Source organism: Herbaspirillum sp. CAH-3 (genome assembly GCF_009668275.1).
Classification (GTDB): Bacteria; Pseudomonadota; Gammaproteobacteria; order Burkholderiales; family Burkholderiaceae_D; genus Herbaspirillum; species Herbaspirillum aquaticum.
The window spans coordinates 228,365-248,111 of record NZ_VSWE01000003.1 but is presented as its reverse complement, the minus strand read 5'-3'; the positions used below and the strand labels follow the sequence as shown (position 1 = coordinate 248,111).

The 19,747-nt window shown below is 63.2% G+C and carries 19 protein-coding genes; all 19 read right to left on the bottom strand.

What is annotated here, in order from left to right:
* Window positions 1-191 precede the first annotated feature (191 nt).
* The 19 genes from FYB76_RS05485 to FYB76_RS05395 all read right to left on the bottom strand — a co-directional run bounded on the left by FYB76_RS05485 (window position 192) and on the right by FYB76_RS05395 (window position 19,738).
* Window positions 192-1,043, bottom strand: a complete 852-nt coding sequence (locus FYB76_RS05485; RefSeq protein WP_088756361.1) for an ABC transporter permease — start codon at window positions 1,041-1,043, stop codon at window positions 192-194.
* A 36-nt stretch (window positions 1,044-1,079) separates the two neighbouring features.
* On the bottom strand, window positions 1,080-1,889 hold the full coding sequence (locus FYB76_RS05480; protein ID WP_088756362.1) for an ABC transporter ATP-binding protein: 810 nt from the start codon (window positions 1,887-1,889) through the stop codon (window positions 1,080-1,082).
* Window positions 1,890-2,019: 130 nt separating this feature from the next.
* Window positions 2,020-3,057 carry an ABC transporter substrate-binding protein gene (locus FYB76_RS05475; protein WP_088756363.1) on the bottom strand — a complete coding sequence of 346 codons (1,038 nt, stop codon included), beginning with the start codon at window positions 3,055-3,057 and terminating at the stop codon, window positions 2,020-2,022.
* Window positions 3,058-3,206: 149 nt separating this feature from the next.
* Window positions 3,207-4,454, bottom strand: coding sequence for a CaiB/BaiF CoA-transferase family protein (locus FYB76_RS05470; protein ID WP_154132926.1), 1,248 nt, complete (start codon window positions 4,452-4,454; stop codon window positions 3,207-3,209).
* Between the two features lie 333 nt (window positions 4,455-4,787).
* The gene (gene recR, locus FYB76_RS05465) at window positions 4,788-5,384 is read right to left on the bottom strand and encodes a recombination mediator RecR (protein WP_154132925.1); all 597 of its coding nucleotides are present in this window, start codon (window positions 5,382-5,384) and stop codon (window positions 4,788-4,790) included.
* Complete coding sequence (locus FYB76_RS05460; protein WP_088756366.1) at window positions 5,381-5,683, bottom strand: YciI family protein; 303 nt, start codon at window positions 5,681-5,683, stop codon at window positions 5,381-5,383. The genes recR and FYB76_RS05460 overlap by 4 nt, the downstream gene beginning before the upstream one ends.
* Before the next feature lie 99 nt (window positions 5,684-5,782).
* The gene (locus tag FYB76_RS05455; RefSeq protein WP_008331542.1) at window positions 5,783-6,109 is read right to left on the bottom strand and encodes a YbaB/EbfC family nucleoid-associated protein; all 327 of its coding nucleotides are present in this window, start codon (window positions 6,107-6,109) and stop codon (window positions 5,783-5,785) included.
* Window positions 6,110-6,194: 85 nt separating this feature from the next.
* Complete coding sequence (locus FYB76_RS05450) at window positions 6,195-8,384, bottom strand: DNA polymerase III subunit gamma/tau (protein WP_154132924.1); 2,190 nt, start codon at window positions 8,382-8,384, stop codon at window positions 6,195-6,197.
* A 97-nt stretch (window positions 8,385-8,481) separates the two neighbouring features.
* Window positions 8,482-9,453, bottom strand: coding sequence for a diguanylate cyclase (locus FYB76_RS05445; protein WP_088756394.1), 972 nt, complete (start codon window positions 9,451-9,453; stop codon window positions 8,482-8,484).
* A 194-nt stretch (window positions 9,454-9,647) separates the two neighbouring features.
* Entirely contained in the window at window positions 9,648-10,055 is a 408-nt protein-coding gene (locus tag FYB76_RS05440) for a helix-hairpin-helix domain-containing protein (RefSeq protein WP_154132923.1), read from the bottom strand.
* Between the two features lie 133 nt (window positions 10,056-10,188).
* Complete coding sequence (gene rfaE1, locus FYB76_RS05435) at window positions 10,189-11,142, bottom strand: D-glycero-beta-D-manno-heptose-7-phosphate kinase (RefSeq protein WP_154132922.1); 954 nt, start codon at window positions 11,140-11,142, stop codon at window positions 10,189-10,191.
* 18 nt (window positions 11,143-11,160) lie between these two features.
* Entirely contained in the window at window positions 11,161-12,540 is a 1,380-nt protein-coding gene (locus FYB76_RS05430; RefSeq protein WP_154132921.1) for a UDP-glucose/GDP-mannose dehydrogenase family protein, read from the bottom strand.
* A 36-nt stretch (window positions 12,541-12,576) separates the two neighbouring features.
* Window positions 12,577-13,752 carry a lipopolysaccharide assembly protein LapB gene (lapB, locus tag FYB76_RS05425; RefSeq protein ID WP_088756370.1) on the bottom strand — a complete coding sequence of 392 codons (1,176 nt, stop codon included), beginning with the start codon at window positions 13,750-13,752 and terminating at the stop codon, window positions 12,577-12,579.
* A 16-nt stretch (window positions 13,753-13,768) separates the two neighbouring features.
* Window positions 13,769-14,095 carry a lipopolysaccharide assembly LapA domain-containing protein gene (locus FYB76_RS05420; RefSeq protein WP_088756371.1) on the bottom strand — a complete coding sequence of 109 codons (327 nt, stop codon included), beginning with the start codon at window positions 14,093-14,095 and terminating at the stop codon, window positions 13,769-13,771.
* A gap of 366 nt (window positions 14,096-14,461) precedes the next feature.
* Complete coding sequence (locus tag FYB76_RS05415) at window positions 14,462-14,767, bottom strand: integration host factor subunit beta (RefSeq protein WP_006462119.1); 306 nt, start codon at window positions 14,765-14,767, stop codon at window positions 14,462-14,464.
* 13 nt (window positions 14,768-14,780) lie between these two features.
* Window positions 14,781-16,496 carry a 30S ribosomal protein S1 gene (gene rpsA, locus FYB76_RS05410; RefSeq protein WP_081441923.1) on the bottom strand — a complete coding sequence of 572 codons (1,716 nt, stop codon included), beginning with the start codon at window positions 16,494-16,496 and terminating at the stop codon, window positions 14,781-14,783.
* A gap of 216 nt (window positions 16,497-16,712) precedes the next feature.
* Window positions 16,713-17,381 (bottom strand): (d)CMP kinase, encoded by a 669-nt coding sequence (cmk, locus tag FYB76_RS05405; RefSeq protein WP_088756372.1) that lies wholly within the window; start codon window positions 17,379-17,381, stop codon window positions 16,713-16,715.
* Between the two features lie 57 nt (window positions 17,382-17,438).
* The gene (aroA, locus tag FYB76_RS05400; RefSeq protein ID WP_088756373.1) at window positions 17,439-18,770 is read right to left on the bottom strand and encodes a 3-phosphoshikimate 1-carboxyvinyltransferase; all 1,332 of its coding nucleotides are present in this window, start codon (window positions 18,768-18,770) and stop codon (window positions 17,439-17,441) included.
* 80 nt (window positions 18,771-18,850) lie between these two features.
* Complete coding sequence (locus tag FYB76_RS05395; RefSeq protein WP_370516304.1) at window positions 18,851-19,738, bottom strand: prephenate dehydrogenase; 888 nt, start codon at window positions 19,736-19,738, stop codon at window positions 18,851-18,853.
* Window positions 19,739-19,747: the final 9 nt, after the last annotated feature.

Sequence of the window (19,747 nt, the reverse complement as noted above, 5' to 3'; positions counted from 1 at the left end):
GTGAAACCTGCAATAGGCCGTCATGCTACTCCCCAATGCTGACAATGGCCCGGATTTCTACCGCTTTTTGACACAAAACGTCACTGTTTGAAAATAAAGAGGGCAACGGGTTCAAACCCGTTGCCCTTTTGCGCCAGGTCTCGCGCCTGAAGCTTCATCTCGCCTCAAACCCGTGCCTCATGGCCATTGCCTCAGAGCTTCTCGGTCTCCCCGCTCTTGGGCTGCCACTTCATGAGCCGTTTCTCGATCACGCCCACGGCCAGGTCCAGCACCAGGGCAAAGACGGTCAGCACGACGATGCCGGCAAAGACGGTGTTGATGTCGAAGCTGCCTTCGGCCTGCAGGATGAGGTAGCCCACGCCGCGCGCCGAGCCCAGGTATTCACCGACCACCGCACCGACGAAAGCCAGGCCGATGGACGTGTGCAGGCTGGAAAACACCCACGAAGTGGCCGAGGGCAGGTAGACCGTACGCAGCAGCTGGCGTGCATTGGCGCCCAGCATGCGGGCATTGGCCAGCACCACCGGGCTGACTTCCTTGACGCCCTGGTAGACGTTGAAGAAGACGATGAAGAACACCAGCGTCACCGCCAGCGCCACCTTGGACCAGATGCCCAGGCCGAACCACATCGCGAAGATGGGCGCCAGGATCACGCGCGGCATGGAGTTGGCCGCCTTCACATAGGGATCGAGGATGGCCGAGGCGGTGGGCGAGAGTGCCAGCCACAGGCCGATGGCCAGGCCGAAGACGGTGCCGATGATGAAGGCCAGCACGGTTTCGGTCAGCGTAACTAGCAGGTGTGAATAGATTTCTGCCGGGAAGCTGAGCGTGAAGAAGGTGGTATCGCCCACGCCCACCTCCAGCGAGCCGCTGCCGACGGTGAACCACTCCCAGATGCGCTGCGCCACCTTCAACGGTTCGCCGAAGAAGAAGGCGGTCTGCGGATTGCGCGTGGCCACATGCCAGACCAGCAGCACGACGGCCAACACCATCAATTGCCAGAAACGGATGTTCTTGTGATTCGGTTTAAATAATTTCCACATGATGCTGATTCTCTTCCCTGATCTGTTCGGTACGGCTTACGCTGCGCGCTTTTGTTGTTGATAGCCCTTGAGCACTTCATCGCGCAGCACGTCCCAGATCTGCTGGTGCAGTTCGACGAAACGCGGATGCATGCGGATCTCGGCGACATCGCGCGGGCGCGGCAGGTCGATCCTGAATTCTCCGATGGGGTGCGTGCCGGGGCCGGCCGCCAGCACGATCACGCGATCGGACATGGCGATGGCTTCGTCCAGATCATGGGTGATGAAGAGCACGGCTTTTTTCTTGGCATTCCACAGGTCCAGCACTTCGTTTTCCATCAGCTGGCGGGTCTGGATATCGAGCGCGGAAAAGGGTTCGTCCATGAGGATGATGTCCGGGTCCAGGATCAGCGTCTGCGCCAGCGCCACGCGCTTGCGCATGCCGCCCGAGAGCTGGTGCGGATAGCGGTCGCCGAAGCCTTGCAGGCCCACGCGCGCCAGCCATTGTTCGCCCAGTTCTGCTGCCGCCTTTTCATCATGGCCGCGATACTGCAGGCCGGCGATCACGTTCTGCAGCGCGCTGCGCCAGGGCATCAGTGCCTCGGCCTGGAACATGTAGCCGGCGCGGCGGTTGATGCCCTTGAGTTCCTCGCCGAATACCTTGACGCTGCCCGAGGACGGTTGCAGCAGTCCGGCCCCGACATTGAGCAAGGTGGACTTGCCGCAGCCGGTGGGGCCGACCACGGAAACGAATTCGCCCGGCGCAATCGAGAGATCGGTATTGGCCACGGCGGTGTAGCGCTGGGAGCGGTCGTCCTTGGAGACGAAGGTGCAGGTGATGTTGTCGAACTGGAGTGCTGGCGTCATGGTGGTGCGGGCTGCTGAAGCCCGGTGGAGGAAACTGAAGAAAGGGGCGTGCCCCGGCCCAAGATGCGCAAATGCCCGTTGCCGGGCATTTGCGGTCGCTTCGCACGGGCCGGGAACGCCGTGCCTGCGCTTACTTGTACTTGGCGTTGGCCTTCTGCACGAAGGAATTGGTGAAGGTCTTCGACAGGTCGATCTGCTTGTCCGCCAGCGAGGGCTCGAATGCCTTGAGCGTGCGCAACGCGGTATCGGGACCGCCCGGCGGGAAGTAGCCGTCCGGCGAGATGGCCTGGCGCACCTTCATGAAGGCATCGATGTAGAGCGAACGGTCGCCCAGCAGGTAGCTTTCCGGCACGGCCTTGATGATGTCGGAGGGACCCGCCTTCTGGATCCACTTCAGCGCGCGCACCATGGCATTGGTCAGCGCTTGCGTGGTGTTGGGATACTTCTGCACGAAGGCTGCCGGTGCATACAAGGTCGCAGCCGGCATCGGGCCGCCGAAGACATCATTGGTGTCCTTCAGGGTCCGGGTGTCGGCGATGGTCTTGATCTCGTTGTTCTGCTCCAGCATGGAGATGACCGGATCGAGGTTGGCGATCGCGTCGATCTGGCCCGAGCGGATCGCCGAGATGGCACCGGCCGCCGCACCCACGCCGATGAAGGAAACATCGGTGGGCTTCAGGCCCGCCTTGGCCAGCACGTAGCTGGCCATGATGCTGGTGGAGGAGCCCGGTGCGGTCACGCCGATCTTCTTGCCCTTGAGGTCCGCTACGGTCTTGTAGTTGGGCATGGTCTTGTTGTTGACCGCCAGCACGATCTGCGGCGCCCGGCCCTGCAGCACGAAGGCGACGATGGGCTGGTTCTTGGCCTGCATGTTGATGGTGTGTTCATAAGCGCCCGAGACCACGTCGGCGCTGCCGCCCACCATGGCCTGCAGCGCCTTGGCACCACCGGCAAAGTCGGAGATCTCGACCTGCAGGCCTTCATCCTTGAAATAGCCGAGCTGCTCGGCAATGGTCAGCGGCAGGTAGTAGAACAGGTTCTTGCCACCCACGGCGATGGAGACCTTGGGTTTTTCCAGCGCCTGCGCGCCGGCGCTGCCGTTGAATGAAAAATAGCCGGCCAGGAACAGGCCAGCGGCGATCAGCAATTGCTTCCAGCTCAATTTCATTATGTCTCCTCCGTGTGTGGATGGGGGTGCTGCTCTGTACTGCTTTATGTGCTGCTTTATGTACTGCTTTGTATGCTGTTTCATGTACAGCATTCGGTACGGCATGCACTGCACGATTCCGTGCAGAATCCGCGCTGCCCGGTATGGCTTCAGACCACGCCGTCGTCCCGCAGCTTCTTGATGTGGGCCCCATCATACCCCAGCGATTGCAGGATTTCATCGCTGTGGGCGCCCAGCTCAGGGCCCAGCCACCTGGTCTGGCCAGGCGTCTCGGACATCTTGGGCGTGATGCCTGGCAGCTTGACCGGCGTGCCATCGGCGAACTGGTGCTGCTCGAACATGTCGCGCGCCAGGAATTGCGCATCGCTCATCATGTCCTTGACCGAATAGATCTTGCCGACCGGAACATCGGCCGCCTGCAGCGTGGCCAGTGCCGACTCGATGGTCTGCGTGCTGCACCATTGCTGGATGGCGGCATCGATTTCTTCGGTACGGGGTACGCGGCCATCGTTGCGCGCCAGGCCGGGATCATTGGCCATGTCGTCGCGGCCGATGGCGCTCATGAGGCGCTTGAAGATGGCGTCGCCATTGCCGGCGATGACGATGTTCATGCCTTCACCGGTGGTGTAGGTGTTGGAAGGAACGATGCCGGGCAAAGCGCCGCCGGTACGTTCGCGCACCACGCCGGCGAAATCGAACTCGGGCACCATCGATTCCATCATGTTGAAGACCGCTTCGTACAAGGCCACATCGACCATCTGGCCCTGCCCTGCCACGCAGTCCGGGCCCTGTTTTCCGTTCCAGCGGCCACCGGTGACATCGCGATGGCGCAGCGCCATCATGGCCCCGATCACGCCATGCAGCGCGGCGATGGAGTCCCCGATGGAAATGCCGATGCGCACCGGCGGGCGGTCCGGATGGCCGGAGAGGTAGCGGATGCCGCCCATCGATTCGCCGATGGCGCCAAAACCCGGCAGGTCGCGCAGCGGGCCGGTCTGGCCGTAGCCGGACAGGCGCACCATGATGGTCGCGGGGTTCAGTTGCTTGAGGTCTTCATAGCCGAGCTTCCATTTCTCCAGCACGCCGGGACGGTAGTTCTCGATGATGACGTCGGCGTCCAGGGCGAGCTGGCGTGCGATCTCCTGGGCGCGCTCGTCCTTCATGTTCAGGGTGATGCTCTTCTTGTTGCGCGCCTGGACCGACCACCACAGCGAGGTGCCGTCCTTGAGCACGCGCCACTGGCGCAGCGGGTCGCCATTGCCGGGGGCTTCGATCTTGATGACCTCGGCCCCGAACTCGGCCAGCATGCGCGAGCAGAAGGGCCCCGCAATCAGCGTGCCCAGTTCAAGAACCTTGATGCCGGCCAGCGGGCCGGGCTTGGATGTGGCTGTGCTCATCGTGCTTGCACCGGATACCTGCAGGCGCAGCCTGCGGGCGCTCCGGTGTTCTCCTCTTGGTCGATGGTGCCGGACCTGGCTCTTGTGGGGTAACGGCCAGTGCCCTTGAATGCGATGAATTCGGGTGATGCTGCGCAGCGGGCGGTGGGATGAACGTTGCGCGGGTCGGTAGACACCTTGCAATCCCTCGCCTGACGTCGTACGTGCAAGCCGGCAGCCGACATTCTATTGCAGCACGCGTGCGATGTCGCGCATTTTGACCTTCATTGTCGACGCCATGCCTGCATGTTTTTCATCTGAAGATAATCCCGGTGCGGGATCAGGGATGCAGAATCAGGTTGCGCGGCGATCCAGCATGGCGCGGGCGATGGTGCCGGCGTCCACGTATTCCAGTTCGCCACCCACCGGCACGCCGCGCGCCAGGCGGCTGACCTTCAGGCCCCGGGCCTTGAGGGTCTCGCTGATGTAGTGGGCGGTAGCTTCGCCTTCGTTGGTGAAATTGGTGGCCAGCACCACTTCGCTGACCACGCCATCGGTGGCGCGGGTGATGAGCTTTTCGAGATGGATGTCGCGCGGGCCGATGCCGTCCAGCGGCGAGAGCCGGCCCATGAGCACGAAATACAGTCCCTTGAAGGTCAGGGTCTGCTCGATCATGACCTGGTCCGAGGGCGACTCCACCACGCACAGCTGGGTATGGTCGCGCTGGCTGTCCTGGCAGGTCTCGCAGACGACCTGCTCGGTGAAGGTATTGCACAGGGCGCAATGGCGAATGGTGTCCAGCGCCTTGGCCAGCGACTGGCTCAGGTCGGCGGCCGCGTCGCGGTCATGCTGCAGCAGGTGGAAAGCCATGCGCTGCGCGGTCTTGGGGCCGATGCCGGGCAGCCGGCGCAGCGATTCGGTCAGGAGGGTGAGACTGGAGGGCGTTTTCAATTGCGGTCTACGGAATAGCGGAAGGCTTCGAGCGCCTCGGCCGTCATGGAGGGGACGAATTCGATGATCTCGTATTCGGCCACGCCCCCGATGAAGAAGGGATCGGATTCCATGATGGCTTCGATCTCGGCGCGGTCGGCACAGTCGGCAATGATGATGCCTCCGGTGCGCGGCACCTTGCGGCCGGACATCAGGAATACGCCCTCGGCATATTGCTGGTTGAGGAATTTCTTGTGCGCGGTCAGCAAGGAGTCGATTTCGCCTGCCGGCTTGGTGTACGTGATCGAGACGATGAACATGGTGCCTCCACTAAGCAATCCTGCATTCCATCAGAATCAGACTATCCTGCGCGATGCTGCCTGCGCCCGGCGGATTGCAGCCACCGGGCCGGCGCAGCATCAGAAGGGCATCTTGAAGCCCGGGGGCAGCGGCATGCCGGCGGTCACGCCCGACATCTTTTCCTGGGCGGTGGCTTCGGCCTTGCGCACGGCGTCATTGAAGGCGGCAGCGACCAGGTCTTCCAACATGTCCTTGTCGTCAGCCAGCAGCGACGGGTCGATGGAGACGCGCTTGACGTCGTTCTTGCAGGTCATCACCACCTTCACCAGGCCGGCGCCGGACTGGCCCTCGACTTCGATGCTGGCCAGCTGTTCCTGGGCCTTCTTCATGTTGTCCTGCATGGCCTGTGCTTGCTTCATCAGACCTGCCAGTTGACCTTTCATCATGCTCATTGCTCCTTGTTTCAATGTTCGGGATTCTATCGCGTTTGCTCCGGTGGCCGGCAATCTCGCCGGCAGCGCCGTGCACGCCTCACAACGCCTGGATCGACCCGGGGACGATGGTGGCGCCAAACTCGCGCATCATGCTGACCACGAAGGGGTCGCTCTTCATCTTCTGCTCGGCCTTGCGCTGGCGCTCGGCGCGCTGGGCCTCGGCCACTGCATTGGCGGTATCGGAGACGGCACCGATCTCGGTCTCGACGCGGATTTCCTTGCCAAAACGTTCGGCCAAGGCCGCGACCAGTTTTTCGATGCTGCCGGAGGACAGCAGGGTTTCCAGCGGAATACGCAGGTGGAAGCAGACGTTGCCGCCATTGAGTGCTTCACAGCGCACCAGTTCACTTTGGAAGGCCATCTGGTGCGCCACACCGCGCAAGCTGGTGAGGCTGGCGGCCAGCGTCGGCCAGTGGCCATCCCAACCCAGTTCGGCGGCGATGCGCGCGGTTTCCTGCTGCTGCGCGGGGGTGGCGGCCGGGCGCTGCGGCGCGGGCGGTTCTGCCGGGACCAAGGCAGCCGGGGCCGCGGCGGGAGCCGCCTCCATGCCTTGCTCCGCAAGCCCGGGCATGGGAGCGGACGGCGGCATGGCGGACGCACCGGTGTCCTCTTCCCAGGGCGGGATGGAATCGAAGGGCGGCGGCTCAGGCATGTCCGGCGGCATCGCGGCGGCGACGCGGCCAGCCTTGGGCGCCGGGGCTGCTGCCGCAGCGGGAGCTGCCGCCGGCGCGCTGGCCAGCGGTGCTGGCGCGGCTGCGGGTGTCGGGGCAGGAGCAGCCGCTGCGGGCCGGGCCGCGCCCTTGCCACCCTTGCCCCCGCGCAAGGCCATCAGCGCGGCTTCGCGGGCCGAGGTCGGAGCGGCGGGTGCTGCAGGTGCGGCGGCCACTGCGGATTCGGCAGCAGGCGGCGGTACTGGCGTTGCGGGTGCTGCCGCTGCCATCGGGCTTGCGGCTGGCTTGGCCGGTGCGACCGCCGCTGGAGCGGCTGCAGCGGCCGGTTGCACACGGCTCACCGGTGCACTGGTCACGGCGGCTTGCGGTGCCAGCAGGGGCGCCGCCTGGCGCGGCGAAGCCGGACGAGCGCCAGCCGGTGCGGGTGCCGCAGGTACCGGACCGCTGGCACTGGCACTGACCGGGCGGAAGGCCAGCATGCGCAAGAGCGTCATGCTGAAACCTGCATATTCATCGGGGGCCAGGCCCAGTTCATTGCGGCCGTGGACGGCGATCTGGTAGAACAACTGCACATGTTCCGCACTGAACTGGCCGGCCAGGCGCAGGATATCTTCGCGGTTGGGCAGGTCATCGGCCAGCGCCGTCGGCACTGCCTGGGCCAGGGCGATCTGGTGCAACAGCGTGCCCAGGTCCTGCAAGGCGGCGTTGTACGACAGGCTACGGGTGGCCATGTCGTCGGCCACGCCCAGCAGGGCGGCGCCATCCTGCACCGCCAGCGCATCGAGGATGCGGATCAGGTAGGACTGGTCCAGCGCACCCAGCATGCCCTGCACGGCTTCCAGGGTGACCTTGCCGGCGGCATAGGCGATGGCCTGGTCGGTCAGCGAGAGCGCGTCGCGCATGGAACCGGATGCGCCCTGCGCCAGCAGGCGCAGCGCGGGCGGATCGAATTCGATGCCTTCCTGGTTCAGGATGTTGTCGAGGTGGCCGATGATGTGTCCGGGCGGCATCTGCTTGAGGTTGAACTGCAGGCAGCGCGAGAGCACGGTCACGGGAATCTTTTGCGGATCGGTGGTCGCCAGGATGAACTTGATGTGCTCCGGCGGCTCTTCCAGCGTCTTCAGCATGGCGTTGAAGGCGTGGTTGGTGAGCATGTGCACTTCATCGATCATGTAGACCTTGAAGCGCGCGTTCGACGGCGCATAAATGGCCTGCTCCAGCAGTTGCGCCATCTCGTCCACGCCACGGTTGGAGGCCGCATCCATCTCGATGTAGTCGACGAAGCGGCCGGCATCAATGGCCACGCAGGCTTCGCATACGCCGCAGGGCGCGGCGGTGATGCCGCCGTTGCCATCGGGGCCGACGCAATTGAGCGACTTGGCGAGGATGCGCGAGAGCGTGGTCTTGCCCACGCCGCGCGTTCCGGTGAAGAGATAAGCGTGATGCAGCCGCTGCTGTTCGAGCGCGTGCGTCAGCGCGCGCACGACGTGTTCCTGGCCGACCAGGGTGTCGAAGCTGCGGGGACGGTATTTACGGGCGAGAACTTGATAAGACATGGAGTGGCTGCTGTGGGCTTTTTGGCTCAGGGGGGCATTTTAAGCTATTTCGCCGCCGCCAACGCCTTTGCCTGCATGCCGCTGTCCTGCGCCGCGTTCAGGCCGTGGTGCTGCGCGCCTTCTTGCGCGCATACATGGCCTCGTCGGCACTGCGCATGAGCGCCGCCAGATCAGGATGGCTGCCCGCATCATACTGGGCCACGCCCACGCAATAGTCGAGCTGGTACTGGCGGCCAGCGCTCTGGTTGAAGGCCTGCACGGCCTCCTGCAGATGCGCCAGCACCACGGGAACATCCGGCTCGGCGGTATTGGTCAGGAATACCGCGAATTCATCCCCGCCCAGGCGGCCGACGACATCGGACTCGCGCAAATTGGTCAGCAGCAGCCCGGCGAAATCGGCAAGCGCCAGGTCACCGGCGGCATGCCCGAAGTCGTCATTGATGCGCTTGAAATGATTGAGGTCGAATCCCAGCATGCAGGCCGGCCGGCCGGTACGCTTGCTGGTGGCCATGGCATGCCGCGCCAGGGACTCGAAGCCGCGCCGGTTGGAAATCCCGGTCAGGTCATCGATGGTGGCCAGCTTCACCGCCGCCAGTTCCTGTTCGACCATGGCCGCCAGGTCCTTGAGCAAGGCCTGCTCGTCGGCATCAAAACCGCGCGGGACGATATCGACCAGGCACAGGGTGCCCAGGGTGAACCCGCTTTCGCTCTTGATGGGGCACCCGGCATAGAAGCGGATGTAAGGGTCGCCGGTGACCTGCGGATTGCCGGAGAAGCGCGGATCCAGCCGGGCATCGGGCACGATGGTCAGGCCTTCATGCAAAATGGCATGCGAGCAGAAGGAAATATCGCGCGTCGTTTCCGTGGCGTCGCCCAGGCCCACGCAGGACTTGAACCACTGGCGATGTACGTCGATCATCGTCACCACCGCCATGGGAACGTCAAACAGGCGTCGCGCCAGGCGTGTCAGGCGGTCGAATCGCTCTTCGCGGGGGGTATCGAGGATGCGCAGCGAATGCAGGGCGTCGATACGGGCGGCTTCATTGGCGGGTAGCTCGGCGATTCTCATGATCATCAGCGCAGAATGGACGTTGTTGCCGACGTTAACGACAGGCTGCAGATGACTTTAACCCCAAATTTTTGGAGAAACAAGAATTAGTTGTTCACAATTTCGCATTGGAATGTGAAGCGCAATCCAAGCCTATCCCGGTCTTTCCGGCCTTGCAAAAGGCAGGCTCCCCTGCTCCCTGGCCTGCCTTCAACTCACTTGCCTGCTGCCGGCTTGTCTGCCATCTTGTCCTCCGCCTTGGCGGGCTTGGGTTCAGCATCCTTGGCCTTGTTCTCAGCGCGCGGGGCTTTGGCGGCCTTGCCCTCCTTGGCCGCCGGCGCTGCCGCGCCCGCCTTGGCCTGGCCGTTAACGGTCAGGCCGTTGCCGGAAAGCTTCACGGCAGCCTTGTCCTTGATGCCCTTGACGCGCTTTTCCAGATCGTCCCAGTCCTTGAAGGCGCCGCCCTTCTGGCGCTCTTCCAGGATGCGTTTGGACATCGCGGGTCCGATGCCGCGCACCCCATCCAGCGCGGCCTGGTCGGCCTTGTTGACATCCACCTCGGCCCAGGCCAGGGCGGTAGCGGCGAAGAAGCTGAGGACGAACAGCAGGGTTTTCTTCAACATGATGCTTCCTTTCGACTTTCAACGTGCGGTTGGAGGAAAAACAAAGGGCAGTCCACCCGAAAGTGGACTGCCCTTGCTCAACGACGGCCGAACCAGACTGTTGACCGAAATCCTGCTAGAAATGGCCGTCAAATCAGTCAGCCAGCAACTCCTCCCGGGTGACGGTGGCGGTGCCCAGCTTGCCGACCACGATGCCACCGGCACGATTGGCCATGGTCACCGCATCGACCAGCGACGCACCTGCACCCAGCATCACGGCCAGCGTGCCGATGACGGTGTCCCCGGCGCCGGAGACGTCAAAGACTTCACGCGCCATGGTGGGGAAGTGCGTGACCTCGCCGTCGCGGTAGAGGCTCATGCCCTCTTCCGAACGGGTCAGCAGCAGGGCTTCCAGGTTGAGCTCGGCACGCAGCTTCTGGGCGCGGGCGGTGAGGTCTTCCTCGTTCTTCCACTGGCCGACGATGCGCACCAGTTCGGACTTGTTGGGCGTGAGCACGGAAGCCCCTGCATAGCGGGCGAAATCATCGCCCTTGGGATCGACCAGGATGCGCTTGCCGAGCTTCCTGGCCGTGGCGATCATCTCGGCCACATTGACCAGGCCGCCCTTGGCGTAGTCGGAAAAGATGATCACATCGTAATCGGCCACCAGTGAATTGAATTGCGTGAGCTTGTCGCGCAGGACCGTATCCGTCGGGGCTTCCTCGAAATCGATGCGCACCAGCTGCTGCTGGCGCCCGATCACGCGTAGCTTGACGATGGTAGAGATGCTGGGATCGCGGTTGAGATGGCTGCGAATGCCCATCTCGCCCAGCATGCTGTCCATCACGCGCGCAGGCTCATCGTCGCCGGTCACGCCCAGCAGCGCCGTCTGCGCACCCAGGCTGGCGGTGTTGCGCGCCACGTTGGCGGCGCCGCCCAGGCGCTCTTCCTTGCGCTCCACACGCACCACCGGCACCGGGGCTTCCGGCGAGATGCGATTGACTTCGCCAAACCAGTAGCGGTCCAGCATGACGTCGCCGACGATGAGGATGCGCGCCGCATCCCAGGCTGCCACGATGTTCTTGTCCACGATCTTGTCCGTCTTCATGTTCAGGGACGCGGCAGCTTACTGCGCGCGGGCTTGCAGGGAACGGCCGATGCCGTAGTACTCGATGCCGCTGTCGGCCATGAGCTGCGGATCGAACAGGTTGCGGCCATCGAAGATGACCGGATGATTCAGGGCCGCCTTGACGCGTTCGAAATCGGGGCTGCGGAAGGCCTTCCATTCAGTCACGATGGCCAGCGCATCGGCACCCTGCAGGGCATCCATGGGGGAGGCGGCAAAGCGGATCTGCTGCAGGCGGGCGGTGTCGTCGGCGAAGTCCAGTTCCAGCACGCGTGCGGCTTCCTTCATGGCAACCGGATCATAGACCGCCACACTGGCGCCACGGCGTACCAGTTCACCAATGAGTACGCGCGAGGAGGCTTCGCGCATGTCGTCGGTATTGGGCTTGAAGGCCAGGCCCCAGATGGCGAAATGCTTGCCGGAGAGGTCTTCACCGAAGCGGGCGACGAGCTTCTTGCCAAGAACATGCTTCTGCAGGTCGTTGACCTGCTCCACCGCACGCAGGATCAGCAGCGATTGGTCATATTCACGCGCGGTACGCTCCAGGGCCTGCACATCCTTGGGGAAGCAGGAGCCGCCGTAGCCGCAGCCGGCGTACAGGAAGCTGTGGCCGATGCGCGGATCAGAGCCGATGCCGTGCCGCACGGATTCGATATCGGCACCGACGCGATCGGCCAGGTTCGCCAGTTCGTTCATGAAGGAAATGCGCGTAGCCAGCATGGCATTGGCCGCGTACTTGGTGAACTCGGCCGAACGCACGTCCATCCAGTAGGTGCGTTCGTGATTGCGGTTGAAGGGCGCGTAGAGCTTCTTCATGAGGGTCTGTGCGCGCAGGCCATCGGCGCTCTGGTCATGGCCGATGACGATGCGGTCCGGGCGCATGAAGTCTTCGACGGCCGCACCTTCCTTCAGGAATTCCGGATTGGAGACGACCGAGAAACTGAGCTCGGTCTTGCCCCGCTGGCCCAGCTCTTCCCTGATCGCTGCAGTGACGCGATCGGCGGTCCCGACCGGCACGGTGGACTTGTCGACCACCACCTTGAAGCCTTCCATGTAGCGGCCGATGTTGCGCGCCGCCGCCAGCACGTATTGCAGGTCTGCCGAGCCATCTTCATCGGGCGGCGTACCCACGGCGATGAACTGGATATCGCCATGGGCCACGCTGGCGGCCACATCGGTGGAGAACTGCAGGCGGCCGGCGGCACGGTTGCGGGCCACCACTTCTTCCAGGCCCGGTTCGTGGATGGGGATGCCGCCGTTGTTGAGGATGTCGACCTTGCGCTGGTCGACATCGAGACAGAACACGTCGTTACCCAGTTCGGCCAGGCAGGCGCCGGTCACCAGGCCTACGTAGCCAGTGCCGATGATGGTGATTTTCATGGTAGATCCAGAGTTCGAGTACGGCCCGTGCGGGCCTCAATTCATGACATTCAATTCTTCGGTACGACGCGGCGGGTAGGTCTCCCACTGGCTGCAGCCCGGGCATTGCCAGTAGAACTGGCGGGCCTTGAAGCCGCAATGGCTGCATTGGTAGCGAGCCAGCTTCTGGGTGTAGCCATGCACCAGGGTCTTGACCACCGCCAGTTCGGGACGCACCGTTTGTGGCGCACTCATCATGCGCGCCTCCAGGAACTTGTCCAGTCCGAGCAGCGTCGGCGTGCGGCGCAGTTCATCGCTCACCAGCACGTTGGCCGCATCGATTCCGTCGGACTCCAGCACCGCCTTGAAGACCACTTCCAGCAGGTCGATCGAGGGCGCTTCGGCCAGGTAGGCGCGCAGCAGGTTGATCCCCTCCTGCGGTCGGCCTGCGGTGATGTAGCCATCCATGAGGCGCTGCGCCACCAGGGCGGTGTGCGGCACGCTCTGGTGCTCCACGCGGCGCCAGGTCTCCAGCGCGCCTTCGATGTCGCCGCGTGCGCGCAAGGCATCGCCCATGAGCATGGTGGCGCGCACGCTCTTGCGGTCGGCGGCCAGGGCCTTGTCCAGCAGGGCCATGGCGGCATCGGTGTTGGTGCGGACCAGTTCATCGGCGGCCAGCTCGCAGTAGAACTGGGCGATCTCGCGCTGACGGCCACCGGCGCCGGTGGCTTGCAGGATTTCGGCGGCTGAGATGGCGCGTTCCCACTCCTTCTCGCGCTGGTAGATTTCCAGCAGGGCGCGGCCGGCCTGGGCGCTGTAGGGGGTGTCGATGAGCTTGTTGAAGGTCTCTTCGGCGCGGTCCAGCAGACCTGCCTTCAGGTAATCCTGGCCCAGTTCGTAAAGCGCATGGCCCTGGTGCTCGGCCGGCAGGTCGGGACGCGCCAGCAGGTTCTGGTGCACGCGAATGGCACGCTCGGTCTCGCCGCGGCGGCGGAACAGGTTGCCCAGGGCGAAGTGCAGCTCCACCGTCTCGGGGTCCAGCTTGACGATTTCGATGAAGGCATCGATGGCCTTGTCAGGCTGCTCGTTGAGCAGGAAATTGAGCCCCTTGAAGTAGCCGCGCGGCAGGGTGCGCGACTCGGACAGCAACTGGTTGATATCCACGCGCGCGGCAATCCACCCCAAGCCAAAGAAGACCGGGATGCCGAGCAACCACCAAAATTCAAATTCCATAAACAGTGAGGGGCAATTAGAGGATGTGCTGTGCGGTGATCACGCTGTCAGGCTGCGGCGGCTGGGCCTGCACCTGGGCGATCTCTTCCTGCTGCTTCTGGACTTGCGACAGCGCCTTCTTGTAGCGCGAGGCTTCGCGGCGGTGGCGCAGCACCAGCGGCGCCATCGCCAGCACGCCCAGCACGGCGCCGATCACGAAGAAGGCCAGCAGCACCAGCACCAGCGGGTCGGTGCGTTCATAGCCGAGGAAGAAGTGCATGGTCACTTCCTGGGTATTGCGCAGGGCGAAGAAAAAGAAGAACACGAACAGGATGGCCGCAATCAATCGGGACAGTATTTTCATGGCGTAATCCTTTCTGGCGGGTCGTGGTTAGCCCGGAGGCCCGGAGGCCAAGCTGCCCGGCCGGCGATGCACAGCATCCGAAACAGCAAAGGCGATGCGCGAGGGCGGCGCCGGTCCGCAGCATTATTGCGCTGGCCGGAAAAATCGCGCCGATTTCGCGCGCATTCCCGGTCAATCCAGGGTAAATCGGGATTGTACGTGAAAAAAAACGGCATCCAAAGATGCCGTTCATTTTGTTGATCTGCCTTTACACCCGTTCACCTCGCAGTGTGCGAGTGTGCAGCTTTCAACCGTTGTTACTGCTCGCGGGCGCAGAAAACTTCACCTGCGCACCGCAAGAACTGCCTGGTCACAGGCCCAGCCGGGTCAATCCTCGCGGATTGGCTGGCCGACCATCGCATCGACGCGTTCGCGCAATTCCTTGCCCGGTTTGAAGTGCGGGACCCGTTTTTCAGGGACCATCACCTTGTCGCCGGACTTGGGATTGCGGCCGATACGCGGCGGACGGCGGTTGAGCGCGAAGCTGCCAAAGCCACGGATCTCGATGCGCTGGCCGGTCGCGAGGGCGTCGACCATGGCATCGAGGATGGTTTTGACCGCGTAATCCGCATCCTTGGCAACAAGTTGCGGATAACGCTCAGCCAGACGGGCGATCAGCTCCGACTTTGTCATCGTGACCGGAAGATCAGTTCTTGTTGTCGAGCTTGGCCTTCAGCAGCGCGCCCAGGCTGGTGGTGCCCGAAGCAGCGTTGGAGTCAGCCGACATCTTCTGCATGGCTTCCTGGGTCTCGGCGTTGTCCTTGGCCTTGATCGACAGCTGGATGCTGCGTGCCTTGCGGTCGATGTTGATGACCAGGGCTTCGACGGAATCGCCAACCTTCAGGTGGGTACCGGCATCTTCCACGCGGTCGCGGGAGATTTCGGAAGCGCGCAGGTAGCCTTCGACTTCGTCGGTCAGCTGGATCACGGCGCCCTTGGGCTCAACCGACTTGACGGTACCGGTCACGATCGCACCCTTGTCGTTCAGGGCGGCGAAGTTGTTGAACGGGTCGCCTTCCAGTTGCTTCACGCCCAGGGAGACGCGCTCGCGTTCCACGTCGATGGCCAGCACAACGGCTTCCAGCTCGTCGCCCTTCTTGAACTTGCGCACGGCTTCTTCGCCAGCTTCGGTCCAGGACAGGTCGGACAGGTGCACCAGGCCGTCGATGTTGCCCGGCAGGCCGATGAACACGCCGAAGTCGGTGATCGACTTGATCGAACCCTTGACCTTGTCGCCCTTCTTGTGGCTCATGGCGAAGTCGTCCCACGGGTTCGGCTTGCACTGCTTCATGCCCAGGGAGATACGACGACGCTCTTCGTCGATTTCCAGAACCATGACTTCGACTTCGTCGCCCAGCTGGACAACCTTGTTCGGGGCCACGTTCTTGTTGGTCCAGTCCATTTCGGAGACGTGCACCAGGCCTTCGATGCCTTGTTCGACTTCCACGAATGCACCGTAGTCGGTCAGGTTGGTGACCTTGCCGAACAGGCGGGTGCCTTGCGGGTAGCGACGCGACAGGCCGGTCCACGGATCGTCGCCCAGTTGCTTCACGCCCAGGGAGACGCGGTTCTTCTCTTGATCGTACTTGAGGACCTTGGCGGTGATCTCTTGGCCAACCGACAGCACTTCCGACGGGTGACGCACACGACGCCATGCCAGGTCGGTGATGTGCAGCAGGCCGTCGATGCCACCCAGGTCAACGAACGCACCGTAGTCGGTGATGTTCTTGACGATACCGGTGACGACGGTGCCTTCCTTCAGGGTTTCCATCAGCTTGGCGCGCTCTTCGCCCATCGAGGCTTCGATCACGGCACGGCGCGACAGAACGACGTTGTTGCGCTTGCGGTCCAGCTTGATGACCTTGAATTCCAGGGTCTTGCCTTCGAACGGGGTGGTGTCCTTGACCGGACGGGTGTCGACCAGCGAACCCGGCAGGAAGGCACGGATGCCGTTGGTCAGGACGGTCAGGCCGCCCTTGACCTTGCCATTGACGGTACCGGTGACGATCTCGCCGGACTCCATCGCCTTTTCCAGCGAGAGCCACGATGCCAGACGCTTGGCCTTGTCGCGCGACAGGATGGTGTCGCCGAAACCGTTTTCCAGGGATTCGATCGCAACGGAGATGAAGTCGCCGACGTTGACTTCGACTTCGCCGTTGTCGTTCTTGAATTCTTCAACAGGGATGAACGCTTCGGACTTCAGGCCGGCGTTGACGATCACGAAGTTGTGATCCAGGCGCACGACTTCTGCCGAGATGACTTCACCCGAACGCATGTCCTGACGCGACAGCGATTCTTCGAACAGAGCAGCAAATTCGCTGGAGGTATCAACACCTGCAGCGATAACGGTAGTGGTAGACATAAAAGAAAGTAAGAAAGATTGGCCGGTATCCGTGTGATGCAATCAGGCTGACTTGCACTGCCGTCTTCGTTGCCGCCGACGACATGGGTACTGGGTTAGGTTTATCAACACCCGTCAGACTTTGCATCTGCCGGGCACCAATGGCACTACGGGTACAACAAGGACTTGCCCATGATGGGTCCTGAACGTTCCGTTTCAAGCGGATTGCAACGGATTTCAGTGCCCCAGGGCAGCGTACCAGCTGAGTACCTGCTGCACCGCTTCGTCAGCGGTCATGTCGGATGTATCCAGGTGATATGCGCCCTCCGCGGCTTTCAAGGGGGCCGACGAGCGGTTCATGTCGCGTTCGTCGCGCTCCTTCAAATCTCTGGAGAGGTCTTCGATATTAGCAGAAAAACCCTTGTCAATCAATTGCTTATAGCGCCTTGTGGCGCGTGCTTCTACACTGGCGGTCAAAAACACCTTCAATCGGGCGCCGGGGAAGATGACGGTGCCCATATCCCGGCCATCCGCCACCAGGCCGGGAGGTTTCCTGAATGACAACTGCAGTCCGTACAAGGCCTGGCGCACGGTGATCAGGGCGGCGATCTTGGAGGCGGTATTGCCGACCTCTTCGGCGCGGATGGCCTGGGACACGTCTTCATTGGCCAGGAAGATATGGCCGCCGTCGAAATGGCAGTGCAGGTGCTCGGCGGCCTTGGCCAGGGCATGTTCGTCATCCAGGGCTACGCCGCGGCGCAGCACGGACAGCGCCGTCAAGCGGTACAGCGCGCCCGAATCCAGGTAATGGAAGCCCAGTTCCCGGGCCACCTTCTGCGCCACGGTGCCCTTGCCGGAGGCGGTCGGGCCATCGATGGTGATGACCGGTATCTTTGCTTTTTCCATGGCCTGATCCCTTTATCTGTGAATAATTTAGCGTAATTGCATCAAATACAGGGTTTATCAGATCAAGGTTTGTTCGGCAATCTTTTTGAAGACGTCGAAATAGTCGGGGAAGGTCTTGGCCACGCACTTGGGGTCGTTGATGCGGATACGGTTGCCTCGCCGCAATGCACCATCAAGCGCCGCCAGCGAGAAGCACATGGCCATGCGGTGATCGTCATAGGTGTCGATGGCGGCCGTACCGATTTCGGCCGGGGGCGTCACCGTCAGGTAGTCGGCACCCTCCTCCACCTGCGCGCCCAGCTTGCGCAATTCGGTCGCCATGGCCGCGAGGCGGTCGGTTTCCTTGACGCGCCAGCTGGCAATGTTGCGCAGGGTGCTGGGGCCGTCGGCGTAGAGCGCCGCCACGGCGATGGTCATGGCGGCATCCGGGATATGGTTGAAGTCGGCATCGATGGCCTTGAGCGGACCATTGGAGGAGGCCTCGATCCAGTTTTCGCCCATGGTGATGGTGGCGCCCATCTGCTCCAGCGCTTCGACGAAGCGCACGTCACCCTGGATGCTGTCGCGGCCCACGCCCTCGACCCGGATCGGGCCGCCCGTGATGGCACCGGCGGCGAGGAAGTAGGAGGCCGAGGACGCATCGCCCTCGACGTGGATGCTGCCGGGGCTGCGGTAATGCTGGCCCGGCTTGACGGTGAACTGTTGCCAGCCGTCACGTTCCACCTCGACGCCGAAGCGGCGCATCAGGTTCAGGGTGATCTCGATGTAGGGCTTGGAGATGAGTTCACCGACCACCTCGATCTGCATGGCCTCCTCGCGCGCCATCAGGGGAGCGGCCATCAGCAAGGCCGTCAGGAACTGGCTGGAGACATTGCCGCGCACCTTCATGCGCGCCGAGGTCAGCTGGCCACGGCGGATATGCAGCGGCGGGTAGCCGGGATTGCCGGTGTACTCGATGCGCATGCCCACGGCATTCAAGGCATCCACCAGGTCGCCGATCGGACGCTCGTGCATGCGCGGCACGCCATGCAGCGTGTAGTCGCCCCCCAGCACGGCCAGGGCTGCGGTGAGCGGACGGATAGCGGTGCCGGCATTGCCCATGAAGAGGTCAGCCTGGTGCACCGGCAGCACGCCGTTGACGCCATGGACGATGTAATCCTGGGTGCCTTCGATCTGCTCCCACTTCACGCCCAGGGTCTGCAGGGCCATGAGCATGACCAGGGTATCGTCGGAAGCCAGCAGGTCAAAGATGCGGGTGGTACCGCCCGAGAGCGCCGCCAGCAGCAGGATGCGGTTGGAGATGCTCTTGGAGCCCGGCAGCTTGACGGTGCCTTGCACGTGCGGGACCGGGTTCAGGTCGATATGGCGGGGGTAGGAAGGCTGTTTCATCTGGCTTGCTTTTCTGTGGATGATTCGGTGGTGAGTTCGGGCCGCCCAGGCGGCTTGACGATATGACCGGGAAAGAATGTTCAGTTGGCCTTGCGCTCGGCCGCTTCGATGGCTGCCGCCCATTGCTGGCGGGCATGCTGGGCGCTGGCGTAGATCTTTTCGAGGCCCGCGCCGTCGCTGTCGGCGATCATCGCGCGAATGCCCTGCAACTGCACCAGATAGGCATCGACCTCGGTGAGCAAGGCATCACGGTTGGCCAGCGTGATGTCACGCCACATCTCGGGCGAGGAGGCGGCGATACGGGTGAAATCGCGGAAGCCGCTGGCGGCATACTGGAACAAGGTCTCGGCATGCGGCTTGGCGGCAATGTCGTCCACCAGCGCAAAGGCCAGCACGTGCGGCAGGTGGCTTACCGAAGCAAAGACCGCATCATGTTCCTGCGGCGAGAGGCGATGGATGATCGCGCCGCAGGCCCGCCAGGCAGCGGCCACGGTCTCGACATCGGTCTCGCTGTTCTCGGGCAAGGCGGTGATGACCACCTTCTTGCCTTCATACAGTTCGGCCAGCGCAGCTTCCGGACCATGTTTTTCACGGCCCGCAATCGGATGCGCCGGAACGAACTGCGCAATGCGCTCCCCCAGTGCCTTGCGGGCGGCCGCCACCACATCGCTCTTGGTACTGCCGGCGTCGGTGACGATGGCGCGGGCCTCCAGGTGCGGCTTGATGGAAGCGAGGATGGCTTCGGTCTGCGCCACCGGCGCGGCCACCAGGATCAGGTCGGCGCCGGCGACGGCGGCAGCCGCATCGGTGGCGATGGCATCGATGATGCCCAGCGCGCGCGCACGCTCCAGGCTGGCCAGCGAGCGGCCCACGCCGACGATGTGCGCGGCCTGGCCGGCGCGGCGCAGCGCCAGGGCGAACGAGCCGCCGATCAGGCCCACACCGAAGATGACGACTTTCTTGAACACGTTGAACTC